The organism is Rhodococcus sp. PBTS 1 (genome assembly GCF_001620025.1).
GTDB classification, from domain to species: domain Bacteria; phylum Actinomycetota; class Actinomycetes; order Mycobacteriales; family Mycobacteriaceae; genus Rhodococcoides; species Rhodococcoides kroppenstedtii.
On the sequence record NZ_CP015219.1, the window covers coordinates 2,036,598 to 2,050,416 of the forward strand.

Sequence of the window (13,819 nt, forward strand, 5' to 3'; positions counted from 1 at the left end):
TGTCGATCTGGGGCCGTGGGACGGCCCGGGTGGGAGGGTGTCAGAGACCGAGCAGCCGCTTGACGCGGGGAACGTCGTTCGCGCTCACGACGGCCTTGCCGTCCAGGCGGCGGGTGACACGCGAGGACTTGTGCTCGAGCAGGTGGCGACGGCCGGCCTTCTGGCGCAGGATCTTTCCGCTACCCGACACCTTGAATCGCTTCGACGTACCACTGTGCGTCTTCGACTTGGGCATGAATCCTCAGTTCTGTGTTGCGTCGACCCGCATCCGAGCGTGCGGATCGACCGTGTACGGACCGGGGCGCGCTACGCGCCCGGTGTGGGTGAAGCGGGAGGGGCAGCGGGAGCTGCCGGACGTGCCTGCGACTGCTCGGCGGCCTTGGCGCGAGTCTTGGCACCCTTGTGCGGGGCCAGAACCATCGTCATGTTGCGGCCGTCCTGCTTCGCGGACGTCTCGACGAATCCGAACTCCGCGACGTCTGCACCCAGACGCTGCAGCAGGCGGTAACCCAGCTCCGGGCGCGACTGCTCGCGTCCTCGGAACATGATGGTGACCTTCACCTTCGAGCCGGCTTCGAGGAAGCGGACCACGTGGCCCTTCTTCGTCTCGTAGTCGTGATCGTCGATCTTGGGGCGGAGCTTCTGCTCCTTGATGACCGTGAGCTGCTGGTTCTTGCGCGACTCACGAGCCTTCTGCGCTGCCTCGTACTTGAACTTGCCGTAGTCCATGATCTTGCAGACCGGCGGACGGGCATCGGGGGCGACCTCGACCAGATCGAGATCGGCCTCCAGAGCCAGGCGTAGCGCATCTTCAACACGCACGATCCCCACCTGTTCTCCACCCGGTCCGACAAGTCGGACCTCGGGAACGCGGATGCGATCGTTGATGCGAGTCTCAGTGCTGATGGGGCCTCCTCGGTAGTGCGGTGACGGACTGTGCCGGACCGGCGCCAGTGCGCCTCGCCTTCCGTCGACACCCCGAGCCGGTGAGATATTCCCGAGCACTGCTCGGGCCCATCGACGCGAAAGACCCCGTGGCCACGATCTCTCGTGGACAGCGGGGTCCGGTACCGACCGGTCCACCCGAGCCGAAGCTCGACGACGCCGCTACGAAACTCGACGTCACGCACCGCGGTGCGAGGGACCGGACCACTGAACGGCGAACCGAACAGAGGTGGGAGACGGACTCCACTTGCGGCCTCCGGGCGAACTGGTCACCTGAAGGCGGTCGTGGCACAACGGTACCACCCGGGCCGCCGGCGACCGAATCGCCTCGGCACTACTGGCCCGCCTCTTCGCGCGTGAGAAGGTGAGTTCATGAGCGACGCGGCCGACGCCGGCATTTCCTCCGACCCCACCGACTCGTCCCCCAGCGACCCGTCCCCCACCGGGCCCACGGCCGTGCGCGAGCTCGCCGACGTTCCTGCGGTCGAGGTCATCAGCCGCTCGGCGGTGATGCTCATGAGTTCCGCCGCGGAGAAGCTCGGCCTCTCCGACGAGGATCCCGAGAACAGCCCCCACCTCGATCTGGACGAGGCCCGACGCGTCATCACCGCCCTCGCGGGACTGGTGACGGCCTCGGTGGAGTTCCTCGGACCGCACGCCGGCCCCATCCGAGAAGGCCTGCAGGCGCTGCAGCGCGCGTTCCGCGAGCAGTCCGCGCACCCCGACGCGCCGGGCGCCGGGCCCGGCGAGAAGTACACCGGGCCCGTGTACTGACGATCGGGGGTCGGACGATCGAGAGCTCGACCGGTTCGGGGTCGAGGCGGGCTCAGACTCCGACGGGCTTGCGCTTCCGACGAGTCCGCACGGCCGGCGCCGGCGGCGCCTGACCCAGGACCTCGCGCAGGAACTTGCCGGTGTAGCTCTCCGGCGTCGCCGCGATGTCCTCGGGCGTGCCCTCGGCGACCATCGTGCCGCCGCCGGACCCGCCCTCGGGTCCCATGTCGATGACCCAGTCGGACGTCTTCACGACGTCGAGGTTGTGCTCGATGACGATGACCGTGTTGCCCTTGTCGACGAGCCCGTTGATCACCAGCAACAGCTTGCGGATGTCCTCGAAGTGCAGCCCGGTGGTGGGCTCGTCGAGAATGTAGACCGTGCGGCCCATCGACCGCTTCTGCAACTCCGCGGCCAGCTTGACGCGCTGGGCCTCACCGCCGGACAGGGTGGTCGCCGGCTGACCGAGGCGGACGTAACCCAGGCCCACCTCGTTCAACGTCTTGAGGTAGCGGTGGATCGAGGTGATCGGCTCGAAGAAGTCCGCCGCCTCCTCGATGGGCATGTTCAGCACCTCGGCGATGGTCTTGCCCTTGTAGTGGACCTCGAGGGTCTCCCGGTTGTAGCGAGCACCGTGGCACACCTCGCACGGGACGTACACGTCGGGCAGGAAGTTCATCTCGATCTTGAGGGTGCCGTCCCCGGAGCACGCCTCGCACCGACCGCCCTTGACGTTGAACGAGAACCGTCCCGGCTGATACCCGCGCACCTTCGCCTCGGTGGTCGCCGCGAAGAGAGTCCGGATCTTGTCGAACACCCCGGTGTACGTGGCCGCGTTGGACCGCGGCGTCCGACCGATCGGTGACTGATCGACGCGCACGAGCTTGTCCAGCTGGTCCAGACCGTTGATCCGGGTGTGCCGACCGGGCACCTGCCGAGCACCGTTGAGCTTGTTGGCCATGACGGTGGCCAGGATGTCGTTCACGAGAGTCGACTTGCCGGATCCCGACACCCCGGTCACCGAGGTGAGAACGCCGAGCGGGAAGCTCACGTCGATGCCCTGCAGGTTGTGCTCGCGCGCACCCACGACAGTCACCTTGCGCTTCGGGTCGACGGCGCGTCGAGCCTCGGGCACGGCGATGGCGGACCGACCGGAGAGGTACGCGCCGGTCAGGCTCTCCGTGTTCTCGAGCAGTTCCTTGTAGGTGCCGCTGTGGACGACCCGGCCGCCGTGCTCGCCGGCGAGGGGGCCGATGTCGACCACCCAGTCCGAGGTGCGGATGGTGTCCTCGTCGTGCTCGACGACGATGAGCGTGTTGCCGAGGTTGCGCAGACGGGTCAGCGTGTCGATCAGGCGCCGATTGTCGCGCTGGTGCAGGCCGATGGACGGCTCGTCCAGCACGTACAGCACACCCACCAGGCCGCTGCCGATCTGGGTGGCCAGCCGGATGCGCTGCGCCTCGCCGCCGGACAACGTGCCGGCTGCACGGGACAGGGTGAGGTACTCGAGGCCCACGTCGAGCAAGAACCCCAGACGCGCCTGGATCTCCTTGAGCACCTGGCCGGCGATCGCCTCCTCGCGGGTCCCGAGCGTCAGCGTGTTCAGGAACCGCGAGCAGTCGGCGATGGACAGCGCACAGACCTGCGCGATCGAGAGCGCCCCGAAGTCACCGGCGGTGATGCTCACCGACAGAATCTCCGGCCGGAGGCGAGCGCCGTCGCACACCGGGCAGGCCACCTCCCGCATGTAGCCCTCGTACCGCTCCTTCATAGCGTCGGACTCGGCCTGATCCATGCGCCGATGCAGGAAGGGCATGACGCCCTCGAACTCCGCGTAGTAGGACCGCGTCCGGCCGTAGCGGTTCTTGTAGCGGACGTGAACCTGGTGCTCGCTGCCCTCGAGGACCGCCCGCTTGACCTTCGCCGGGAGCTTGCGCCACGGGGTGTCGATGTCGAAGCCCATCGCGTCGGCCAGGCCGCCGAGCAGCCGACCGAAGTACTCCGACGTCTGCCCCATCGACCACGGGGCGATGGCGCCGTCGGCGAGAGAGAGATCCGGATCCGGCACGACGAGATCCGGATCGACCTCCTTGCGGACTCCCAGACCCGCGCACTCCGGGCACGCGCCGTAGGGCGAGTTGAAGGAGAAGGACCGAGGCTCGAGTTCGTCGATCGACAGCGCGTGGCCGTTGGGGCACGCGAGCCGCTCGGAGAATCGCCGCTCCCGGTCGGCCGCACCCTCCTCACGGTCGACGAAGTCGAGCACCACGATGCCGTCGGCGAGCCGGAGCGCGGTCTCGACCGAGTCGGTCAACCGCTGCTTCGAGGACGCCTTGACGGTCAGGCGGTCGACCACCACCTCGATGTCGTGCTTGTCCTGCTTCTTCAGCTTCGGCGGGTCGGTCAGCTGGTGCACCGTGCCGTCGACACGGATCCTGGAGTAGCCCTGCGTGTTCAGCTGCTCGAACAGGTCGACGAACTCGCCCTTGCGCGTCCGCACCACGGGTGCGAGAACCTGGAAGCGCAGGCCCTCCTCCATGTCCAGCACCTGATCGACGATCTGCTGCGGCGTCTGCTTCGCGATGCGCTCACCGCACTGCGGGCAGTGGGCGGTGCCGGCGCGGGCGTAGAGCAGACGGAGGTAGTCGTACACCTCGGTGATGGTGCCGACGGTGGAGCGGGGATTGCGGTTGGTCGACTTCTGGTCGATCGACACCGCCGGCGACAGGCCCTCGATGAAGTCGACGTCCGGCTTGTCCATCTGGCCGAGGAACTGGCGCGCGTAGGCGGACAGCGACTCGACGTAGCGCCGCTGTCCCTCGGCGAAGATCGTGTCGAACGCGAGCGACGACTTCCCGGATCCGGACAGGCCCGTGAACACGATCAGGCTGTCTCTGGGCAGGTCGACGTCGACGCCCTTCAGGTTGTGCTCACGTGCGCCTTGCACGACCAGGCGATCCGCCACGGTCCGTCCTCTCGTCTCGCACGGCCGATCACCGTGCTGTCCGTACTGTCCCCGCGCCGTCGCAGTCCCGCGCCACTGTCCCCACGCCGTCGTGCGTCGGGTTCCTCCGACCGTCCGATTCGGCACCGAGGACCGCTCCCGACCATAGGCCGGACCACCGACACGTCGCGCCACACGTCGGCGCACGGCCCGGTCTCCGGCGCTCGACGGCGTCCGACGTGGGTAATCTCACGCTCATGACCCCCACCGAGCGCACCGTGTCCGACGACTACACCGGCGACGTGTCCGACGGCAGCGCCCAGCGGCGAACGCTGTCGCACGCCGCGATCGTGAAGACCTCGGTGGGCCCGATGGACAACAACGCCTATCTGGTCGTCTGTTCCCGGACGGGTTCCGCGCTGCTGATCGACGCCGCGAACGACGCCGAGACGTTGCGTGCGCTCGTCGCCTCCGCTGCGCCGCGCGTCGAGCTCGTCGTCACCACACACCAGCACGCCGACCACTGGCAGGCGCTGTCGGCACTCGTCGCTGCGACGGGCGCGCCCACCGCGGCGCACCCGCTCGACGCGGACCCGCTCCCCGTCGTCCCCGACACGCTGCTGCACGACGGTGACCGTGTGACGGTCGGCGACGTGGACGTCGACGTGATCCACCTCCGCGGGCACACGCCGGGCTCGATCGCCCTGGCGGTGACGGACCCGGCCGACGGCCGCGTCCACCTGTTCACGGGCGACTCCCTGTTCCCCGGCGGCGTCGGCAAGACCGACGGGCCGGAGAACTTCGAGTCGTTGCTGAACGACGTCGAGACCAAGTTGTTCGCGCGGTTCGACGACTCCACCGTCGTCTATCCCGGCCACGGCAAGGACACCACGCTCGGTGCCGAGCGCCCGCACCTCGGGGAATGGCGCGAGCGCGGGTGGTGACCGTGCGCGGTCACAGCAGCCGACGCCCGTCACGGGGATTGACCCGGGGGGCCCGGGGGTACTGCTACCGGTGATGCGGACCGGTCGCCCTCGTCGGCGGCGGGTTCGCACACCCGTTCCACCGTCCCAGACCGCCGTTCTGCAGGAGGCTCAGTGATTGTCCGCCGGATCGCCCGACCGATGCTTGCATCCATCTTCGTCGCGGGGGGCGTGGACGCACTGCGCAACCCGTCCGGCCGAGCGAAGGCCGCGAAGCCGCTGATCGACAAGAGTCAGGACGTCCTTCCCGACGAGGTCACCCAGAACGTTCCCGACGATCCGGAGACGCTCGTCAAGATCAACGCGGCCATCCAGATCGGTGGCGGCGTTCTGCTCGCGACGGGCAAGGCGCCGCGCATCGCGTCGGCCGTCCTCGCCGGCAGCCTGGTGCCGACGACGCTCGCGGGTCACGCCTTCTGGGAGGAGACCGACCCGGAGGCCAAGGCTCTGCAGCGCACCCAGTTCCTCAAGAACGTCAGCCTGCTCGGTGGTCTGCTGATCGCCGCCGTCGACACCGAGGGCAAGCCTTCCGTCGCCTGGCGCAGCAAGCGCGCCGCGCGCAACGCGAAGGTGGCCGTCGCCGGGGCCATCCCGCTCGCGTCGTCCTCGGACACCTCCGACACGCTGGCGTCCGCGGGCCACAAGGCGAAGGAGCTCGCCGAGGTCGCGGCCGAGCGCGTGCAGCCCTACGCCGAGGTCGCGGCGCACAAGGGAGCCGAGCAGGCCGCCGTCCTCGCGAACGTCGCGCAGGACCGCGGCGGGAAGCTGGCCGAGCTGGCCAAGGAGCGCAGCGCCAAGTGGGCCGACCTCGCGGCCGCCCGCGCCTCCGACCTCGCCGAGGTCGCCCAGGACAAGGGCAGCAAGTACGCCGACGTGGCCGTCGCTCGCGGTGCGGATCTGGCGGAGCGGGCCCGCAAGGACGGGTCCGACCTGCTGGACGAGTACGGCAAGAAGGCCCGCAAGGCCACCAAGAAGCAGCGCAAAGAAGCGCGCAAGCAGCTCGAGCAGGCGCGCAAGGACTACAAGAAGAAGTACGCCTCGGCAAGCAAGGACGCGCAGAAGCAGCTCCAGTCGTCGCTGAAGGACGCCGAGAAGCGCGCCCAGTCCGCGCGCGCGCAGATCGAGAGCGCCGTGCACCAGTACGTCTGATCCCCGGATCGGTCAGCAACTCCGTCGACGGCCGACGCCCTCCCTCCCGGAGGCGTCGGCCGTCGTCGTGTGCGACGCCCGTAGACTCTTCTGGCTCTCGTTTCTGCCTTCAGGAGGCCCAGTGCCGGATCCGGCCACCCCCTCGTCCCCCGGCGAACCCGACGGCCACACCCCTGCCGTCGACCCCGCGCTGGCCGACGAACAGCGCCACCTCGACGTGCTCTACCGACGTCTCGACGAGCTCCGCGCGTACGCGAAATCGCGCTTGGGCACCGTGCTGCTCGAGACCGGCGGGACGCCGCAGGCCCGCAGCGAACGGGAATCGTTCAGCGCGCTGTACACCGAGGACCTGGCCAAGTACGACTCGTCGGAGAACGGGCTGTGCTTCGGCCGCATCGACGTCGACGAGGACGACGCCCCCCGGTACATCGGGCGACTCGGCATTCTGGACGAGGACAACGACTTCGAGTCGCTCCTCTACGACTGGCGCGCGCCGCTCGCGCGCCCCTTCTACCTGGCCACACCGGCGGCCCCGGAGGGCGTGCGGCGCCGCCGCCACCTCCGCACGCGCGGCCGCACCGTCACGGGAGTCGCCGACGAGTTCCTCGATCTCGACGCGGCCCGCGATGCGGGCGTGGAGATCGGCAGCGACGGCGTGGCCGGCGAGAGCGCGTTGCTCTCCGCGTTGAACGCCGCGCGGACCGGACACATGACCGACATCGTCGAGACCATTCAGCGCGAGCAGGACGACATCATTCGGTCCACCCACCGCAGCGTGCTGGTGGTGCAGGGTGGGCCGGGCACCGGCAAGACAGCCGTCGCGCTGCATCGCGCGGCGTACCTGCTGTACACGTACCGTCAGCAGCTCGACAAGAGCGGCGTGCTGGTGATCGGCCCCAACTCGACCTTCCTCGACTACATCGGTCAGGTGCTGCCGTCGCTCGGCGAGACGGGGGTGTTGCTGGCCACCGTCGGCACGCTCTTCCCGGGTGTCGACGCGAGCCGGTCCGAGACGGCGCGCGAGGCGGAACTCAAGGGCGACCTCGCCGTCGTCGACGTTCTCGTCGCCGCCGTGCGCGACCGCCAGGAAGTGCCGCGAGAGCCCGTCGTCGTCCAGTTCGACGGCTATCCCCTGCGCATCGACCGGAAGACGGTGACGCGAGCGCGCGGCCGCGCGCGATCGTCGCGCCGCCCGCACAACCTCGCGCGCCCGATCTTCGTGTCCACCATGATCGACCTGTTGGCCGACCAGTTCGCCGCGCAAGTGGGCGGCGACGTGCTCGGTGGGGCGAACCTGCTCAGTCGCGACGATCTGGCCGACACCCGCGACGAGATGCGCGCGGACCCCGACATCCAGCGCGAGCTGGCACGCCTGTGGCCGGACCTGACCGCCCAGCAGGTGCTGGCGGACCTTCTCGCGTCTCCGGAGCGGCTGCGTACCGCGACCCCGACCTGGTCCGACACCGACCGGCAGGCTGTCGCGCGCGCGGACGACGGCCGCTTCGCCCCGTCGGACGCTCCCCTGCTGGACGAGCTGGCAGAGCTGCTCGGCATCGACGATGCCGCGGAGCGGGAACGGGAGCGGCGACGGTGGCGCGCGGAGATCGAGGACGCACAGGGTGCGCTGGACATCCTCACCGGCTCGGCACCGCAGGACCTCGAGGACGAACTGGACCCCGAGATCCTCATGGCCTACGACCTCGTCGACGCGGACCGGCTGGCGCAACGACACGAGAACACGCGTCGGTTGACCGCAGCGGAGCGCGCTGCCGGCGACCGAACGTGGACCTACGGACACGTCATCGTCGACGAGGCTCAGGAACTGTCGCCGATGGCCTGGCGCATGGTGATGCGACGTATCCCGAACCGGTGGATGACGCTGGTGGGAGACGTCGCGCAGACCGGTGCGCCCGCCGGCACGACGAACTGGCAAGACGTGCTCGGGCCGTACGTCGCGCGTCGCTGGAAGCTGACCGAGCTGACGGTCAACTATCGCACGCCCGCCGCGATCATGGAGCTCGCGCATCGGGTGCTGGCCGAACTCGACCCGGCGGCCACCCCGCCCCGATCGGTCCGGGAGGGCACCGATGCTCCCCGGGCGGACCACGTGCCGGCCGACGATCTCTCGGCCGCCGTCGGACGGCACGTCGCCACCCATCCGCGCCCGGGCACCTCGGCGGTCCTGGCTCCCGCCGCGCTCGTCGAGCCGCTCCGCGTGTGGGCGAGCGCCGACGTCACGGTGAGCACCGTGCGCGAGGCGAAGGGACTGGAATTCGATTCGGTCGTCCTCGTCGAACCCGCCGGCATTCTCGCCGACTCCGCCCGCGGACTGAACGATCTCTACGTCGCCCTCACCCGGGCCACACAGCGGGTGGACATCGTGCACTCACTCCCGCTGCCCGACGTTCTGGGCGACGTTCCCCCGTACTCGGCCCGACCGTAGGGGCGACGAGGGGGCGCCGCAGGGGCGACCTGGTGACGGTTCACCACCCGACGCCGCGAGCGGCGCGGGCGGTGAACGCCTCGGGAACCGGGACTCAGCGTGTGGTGTGGACGATGAGAACGTCGCACCGCGCCTTGCGTGCGGCATCCGACGGCACCGATCCCAGCAGCCGGCCGGTCAGCGAGTTCAGGCCGCGGTTGCCCACCACCAGCAGGTCCGCCTTCGTCTCGCCGACGAGCTCGAGCAGAGCGTCGACGGGGTTGCCGACGACGGGACGCTCCTCGATGGAGGTGGCGCCGGCGGACGTCGCCCGCTCCCGCGCCGTGCGCAGAATCTCCTGTGTCGGAGCGGATCCCGTGATCTGGTAGGCGTCCTCGCCGAGGACGTCGGCATCGTGGCCGGACGCCTTCGAGTCCGCCGGGTAGTAGGCGCATGCGATGAACAAGGTGGCGTCGGCGTCCCCCGCCAGCGCCGCCGCCTTCTCCACGGCCCGCAAGGACGAATCGGAACCGTCGGTTCCGACGACGACGGTGCGGTAAGCGCTCATGCATTCCTCCAGTGGGTCGATCGACAGGACGTTGTCGAGACGAAGGGTCCGAGATCGGACGGTGGTCGAGTGTCGGATAGACCTTAGTCGCAGGCCGAATGCCCCGACACGGCTTCGGGTAAGCCACGACGTCCCGGGTCGGTCGCCCCGGCGTTCCACCGGGCGCGCAGCGGGCGCACGGTCGGCCTCGGCGGCAGCCGACGGCCCGCTCGCCTACATTCGTTGCCATGCCCCGTCCCCGCGTCCGACCGTCCGGACGTTCTCTCCTCGCGCGCCCCGTCGTCATCGGACTCGTCGTTCTGGTGGTCCTGGCGATCGTGGGTGTCGTGGCCCTGCGCACCACCGCCTCCGACACGACGGCCGTGCGCACCGAGGAGGTCGTCCGCGAGGTACCGGAGGGGCCGGGGTCGTCGTCGACCGTGCAACTCGACGCCACCGTCTACCTTCCGGACGTGCCCGAGCCCGCCCCGGCGGTGATCCTTGCCCACGGCTTCGGCGGCGACAAGAGCTCGGTGGACGGTCAGGCGCGGGACCTCGCGTCGCGCGGACTGGTGGTCCTCGCGTACAGCGCCCGCGGATTCGGCGCCAGCACCGGGCGCATCGGACTGAACGATCCGGACCGCGAGGTCGCCGACGCCAGAGCACTGATCGACTACCTCGCCACCCGGCCGGAGGTGCGACTGGATGCCCCCGGCGATCCCCGGGTCGGTGTGGCCGGGGGGTCGTACGGCGGTGCGCTGGCGTTGATGGCGGCGGGCACCGATCCGCGGATCGACGCCGACGCGGCGTCCATCACGTGGAACGACCTGAACCAGAGCCTGTTCCCCAACTACTCCGCCGCCGCCGGGTCGGGCGCACCGACCACCACGCCCGCGCCGTCCGAGAACGGTGATGCGGGCGTCCTCAAGCGCGGCTGGGCAGGCATCTTCTTCGGCGCCGGCGCACTCCCGGCCGGTGCCGGTGGCAGTACCGATGCCGGTGGCGACACGTCGGGCCCGAGCGCGGCCGGGCAGGGTGCAGCCGCACCGGTCCTCGACCCGTCCGATCCCGCGGCCGCCTGCGGCCGGTTCGCCCTGAACGTCTGCGCCGCCTACGCCACCTCTGCCGTGGGTGGACAACCGTCGCCCGAGACCACCGAGTTGCTGCGCCAGCGCTCGCCGTCGTCGGTCGCGGCGTCCATCACGGCACCGACTCTGTTGGTGCAGGGCCAGCGCGACACCCTCTTCGGCCTCGAGCAGGCCGACGCCACGGCTCGCCAGATCGCCGACGCCGGCGGCTCCGTTCAGGTGCGGTGGTTCGACGGCGGCCACGACGCCGGAGGGACCGGTCCCGTCGCCGACGCCGCCGTCGCCGACTTCCTCGTCGACCACCTGACCGGTGACCCCCATCCGGCGGATCCGTCGTTCGCCTACACCCTCGCCGGAGACCCGACGGACCAGGGCGACCGGGCGCGGGACCTCGTGGCAGCGCGCTACCCCGGCCTGTCCGGAGAAGCGGACACCGAGCGCACCGAGTTCGCACTCACCTCCGCCACCGGCACGCCCACGCAGATCATCGCCCGCCCACCGGGTGCATCACCGTCCGCGGTGTCGTCGTTCCCCGGCGTGGGATCGCTCTCCGGACTTCCCGGCGGCGCGTCGGACGCGCTCGGGCCGCTGCTCGCCGGCGACCTGCCCGGCCAGACGGCATCCTTCGTCAGCGAGCCGCTGGAGCGGTCCTACACCGTCACCGGATCGACCACCCTCGACGTCACGGTCGGCCCGACCACCGCCGAGAGCGGAACGGTGCTGTTCGCCAAGCTCTACGACGTGTCCGACGACGGACGGCGGACGCTGCCGTCGGGTCTCGTGTCGGCCGTCCGGGTGGCGCCGTCGGCGACCCCGACGACGGTGACGGTGTCGCTGCCCGCGATCACCCACCAGATCGCGGCCGGCCACCGCATCGAGGTGGCGTTCGCCACCACCGATCAGAACTACGCGGTTCCGCTGGAGCCTGCCGCGATCTCCGTCGCTCTGACGGACGGGCGGGTGGCGCTGCCCACGGTTCCCGCCGAGAACACGACGTCGTCGTTCCCGGTGGTTCCGGTCGTCGGGATCACCGCACTCGCGGCGCTGGTGGCGGCACTGGCCGTGGCGGCGACCGTCCGCGCACGCCGACGCACGGCCGCGGACGTCGACCCCGCGCTGACCGACGTTCCCCTCGTGATCACCGATCTGGCCAAGAACTACGCCAACGGATTCCGAGCCGTCGACGGTGTCTCGTTCCGCGTCGAGACCGGCCAGGTTCTGGGACTGCTCGGTCCCAACGGCGCGGGCAAGACCACCACGCTGCGCATGCTCATGGGTCTGATCACCCCGTCGGCGGGGTCGATCCGCGTGTTCGGCCACGCCGTGACCCCGGGCGCTCCCGTGCTGTCGCGGCTCGGATCGTTCGTCGAGGGCTCGGGCTTTCTCCCGCACCTGTCGGGCCGGGACAACCTCGAGCTGTACTGGCGCGCCACCGGCCGTCCCCTCGCGGACGCGCACCTCGAGGAGGCGCTCGACATCGCGGACCTGGGACGGTCCGTCGATCGCAAGGTGAAGTCCTACAGCCAGGGCATGCGGCAGCGTCTGGCCATCGCTCAGGCGATGCTGGGACTGCCGGACCTCATGGTGCTGGACGAACCGACCAACGGGCTCGACCCGCCGCAGATCCGCACGATGCGCGACGTCCTCATCCGGTACGCGCGCACCGGTCGCACGGTCCTGGTCAGCAGCCACCTGCTGGCCGAGGTCGAACAGACCTGCACGCACGTCGTCGTGATGAACAAGGGCGTCGTGGTCAGCGCCGGGACGGTCGAGGACCTGATCGGGGCGAGCGGTCCCGTGGAGTTCCGGGTCGACCGGCCGGCGGACGCCGCCGAGGTGCTGCGGCGCCTCGACGGCGTGGGCGAGGTGGTCGTCGACGAGGACACCGGAGCCGTCAAGGCACAGCTGGGCGCCACGGATCCTGCCGTGGCGATCCGGACGCTGGTGACGGGCGGTATCGCGGTGTCGTCGGCGTCCCGGTCGACCCGCCTCGAGGACGTGTTCCTCGAACTCGTCCACGACGACACGGCATCCGGTGACCGACCGGAACCGACGACGACGTCAGGAGCACGCGCGTGAGCAGCACCGAAACCCAGCAGTCCGGCTCTGCCGGGGCCGGCGACGGGCGGGTCGCGGGATTCGACGCCGGCCGCACGCTGTCGATCCGCACCGAGCTGACCCGTCAGTTCACCCGCCGCCGCACGCAGGTGTCCCTCGGGTTCCTGGCCCTGTTGCCGGTGATCCTGGCCATCGCGTTCGCGGTCGGCGGGTCGGAATCCGACAGTGCCAGCGGCAGTCTGATCGAGTTGGGGACGCGCAGCGGCGTCAACTTCACGGTGTTCGCGCTGTTCGTCTCCGTCGGGTTCCTGCTGATCGTCGTGGTCGCGCTGTTCTTCGGGGACGCGGTGGCCAGCGAGGCGTCGTGGTCGTCGCTGCGTTACCTCCTGGCGGTCCCCATTGCGCGCGGACGACTGCTGCGGCAGAAGGCGATCGTGTCCGCGACCCTTTCCGTGGCGGCGCTGGTCACGTTGGTGGGTGTCTCGCTCGTGCTCGGCAGCGCGCTGTACGGGTTCGGCGCGCTGGTGTCCCCGTTCGGCGACTCGTTGGCCTTCGGGACCTCGCTGGGGCGACTCGTGATCGGCGTGGTGTTCATCGCGATCAACCTGACCTGGGTGGCCGGCCTGGCGATGGCCCTGTCCGTCTCGACCGACGCTCCGCTCGGGGCGGTGGGCGGGACCGTCATGGTGTCGATCGTCGCGCAAATCCTCGACCAGATCACCGCCCTGGGCTCGCTGCGCAACGCTCTGCCGGGGCATTACTCCACCTCGTGGACGAGCGTCCTCTCCCCCACGCTCTCGTGGAACGACCTGCTGGACGGGGCGTTCTCCTCCCTGGCCTACGCCACGCTGTTCGGCATCGTGGCGTGGCGGCGCTTCGCCACGAAGGACATCACCAGCTGACCGGAGC

Annotated in this window: 10 protein-coding genes; 6 read left to right on the forward strand and 4 right to left on the reverse strand. The window is 70.1% G+C overall.

What is annotated here, in order from left to right; all coding sequences use genetic code 11:
* Positions 1 to 40: 40 nt before the first annotated feature.
* Together rpmI and infC are read right to left on the reverse strand one after the other, a co-directional pair.
* Positions 41 to 235: a 50S ribosomal protein L35 gene (gene rpmI, locus A3Q40_RS09205; RefSeq protein WP_068101631.1), complete on the reverse strand. Its 195-nt coding sequence runs from the start codon at positions 233 to 235 to the stop codon at positions 41 to 43.
* Between the two features lie 71 nt (positions 236 to 306).
* Positions 307 to 954: a translation initiation factor IF-3 gene (gene infC / locus A3Q40_RS09210; RefSeq protein WP_068105734.1), complete on the reverse strand. Its 648-nt coding sequence runs from the start codon at positions 952 to 954 to the stop codon at positions 307 to 309.
* Between the two features lie 363 nt (positions 955 to 1,317).
* On the opposite strand from infC, the gene A3Q40_RS09215 reads away from it, so the two are divergent.
* Positions 1,318 to 1,719, forward strand: coding sequence for a DUF1844 domain-containing protein (locus tag A3Q40_RS09215; RefSeq protein WP_170851511.1), 402 nt, complete (start codon positions 1,318 to 1,320; stop codon positions 1,717 to 1,719).
* 52 nt (positions 1,720 to 1,771) lie between these two features.
* On the opposite strand, the gene uvrA is transcribed toward A3Q40_RS09215, so the two are convergent.
* Positions 1,772 to 4,684: an excinuclease ABC subunit UvrA gene (gene uvrA / locus A3Q40_RS09220; protein ID WP_068101634.1), complete on the reverse strand. Its 2,913-nt coding sequence runs from the start codon at positions 4,682 to 4,684 to the stop codon at positions 1,772 to 1,774.
* Positions 4,685 to 4,920: 236 nt separating this feature from the next.
* Between uvrA and A3Q40_RS09225 the strand changes: the two genes are divergently transcribed.
* From A3Q40_RS09225 to A3Q40_RS09235, 3 genes are all read left to right on the forward strand, one after another.
* Positions 4,921 to 5,607, forward strand: a complete 687-nt coding sequence (locus tag A3Q40_RS09225) for an MBL fold metallo-hydrolase (RefSeq protein ID WP_068101637.1) — start codon at positions 4,921 to 4,923, stop codon at positions 5,605 to 5,607.
* Between the two features lie 153 nt (positions 5,608 to 5,760).
* Positions 5,761 to 6,795, forward strand: coding sequence for a DoxX family protein (locus A3Q40_RS09230; RefSeq protein ID WP_082833844.1), 1,035 nt, complete (start codon positions 5,761 to 5,763; stop codon positions 6,793 to 6,795).
* Positions 6,796 to 6,916: 121 nt separating this feature from the next.
* Positions 6,917 to 9,238, forward strand: a complete 2,322-nt coding sequence (locus A3Q40_RS09235) for a HelD family protein (protein ID WP_068101640.1) — start codon at positions 6,917 to 6,919, stop codon at positions 9,236 to 9,238.
* A gap of 94 nt (positions 9,239 to 9,332) precedes the next feature.
* Here the strand turns inward: A3Q40_RS09235 and A3Q40_RS09240 are convergent, their stop codons facing one another.
* Entirely contained in the window at positions 9,333 to 9,785 is a 453-nt protein-coding gene (locus A3Q40_RS09240; protein ID WP_068101644.1) for a universal stress protein, read from the reverse strand.
* Between the two features lie 227 nt (positions 9,786 to 10,012).
* On the opposite strand from A3Q40_RS09240, the gene A3Q40_RS09245 reads away from it, so the two are divergent.
* Both A3Q40_RS09245 and A3Q40_RS09250 read left to right on the forward strand, forming a co-directional pair.
* Complete coding sequence (locus A3Q40_RS09245; protein WP_068101647.1) at positions 10,013 to 12,931, forward strand: alpha/beta fold hydrolase; 2,919 nt, start codon at positions 10,013 to 10,015, stop codon at positions 12,929 to 12,931.
* Entirely contained in the window at positions 12,928 to 13,812 is an 885-nt protein-coding gene (locus A3Q40_RS09250; RefSeq protein ID WP_068101649.1) for an ABC transporter permease, read from the forward strand. The genes A3Q40_RS09245 and A3Q40_RS09250 overlap by 4 nt, the downstream gene beginning before the upstream one ends.
* Positions 13,813 to 13,819 lie beyond the last annotated feature (7 nt).

Coding starts and splice junctions, on each gene's coding strand:
- A3Q40_RS09225 (WP_068101637.1), top strand. CDS start 4,921: ATGACCCCCACCGAGCGCACCGTGTCCGACGACTACACCGGCGACGTG.
- A3Q40_RS09245 (WP_068101647.1), top strand. CDS start 10,013: ATGCCCCGTCCCCGCGTCCGACCGTCCGGACGTTCTCTCCTCGCGCGC.
- A3Q40_RS09215 (WP_170851511.1), top strand. CDS start 1,318: ATGAGCGACGCGGCCGACGCCGGCATTTCCTCCGACCCCACCGACTCG.
- A3Q40_RS09240 (WP_068101644.1), bottom strand. CDS start 9,785: ATGAGCGCTTACCGCACCGTCGTCGTCGGAACCGACGGTTCCGATTCG.
- rpmI (WP_068101631.1), bottom strand. CDS start 235: ATGCCCAAGTCGAAGACGCACAGTGGTACGTCGAAGCGATTCAAGGTG.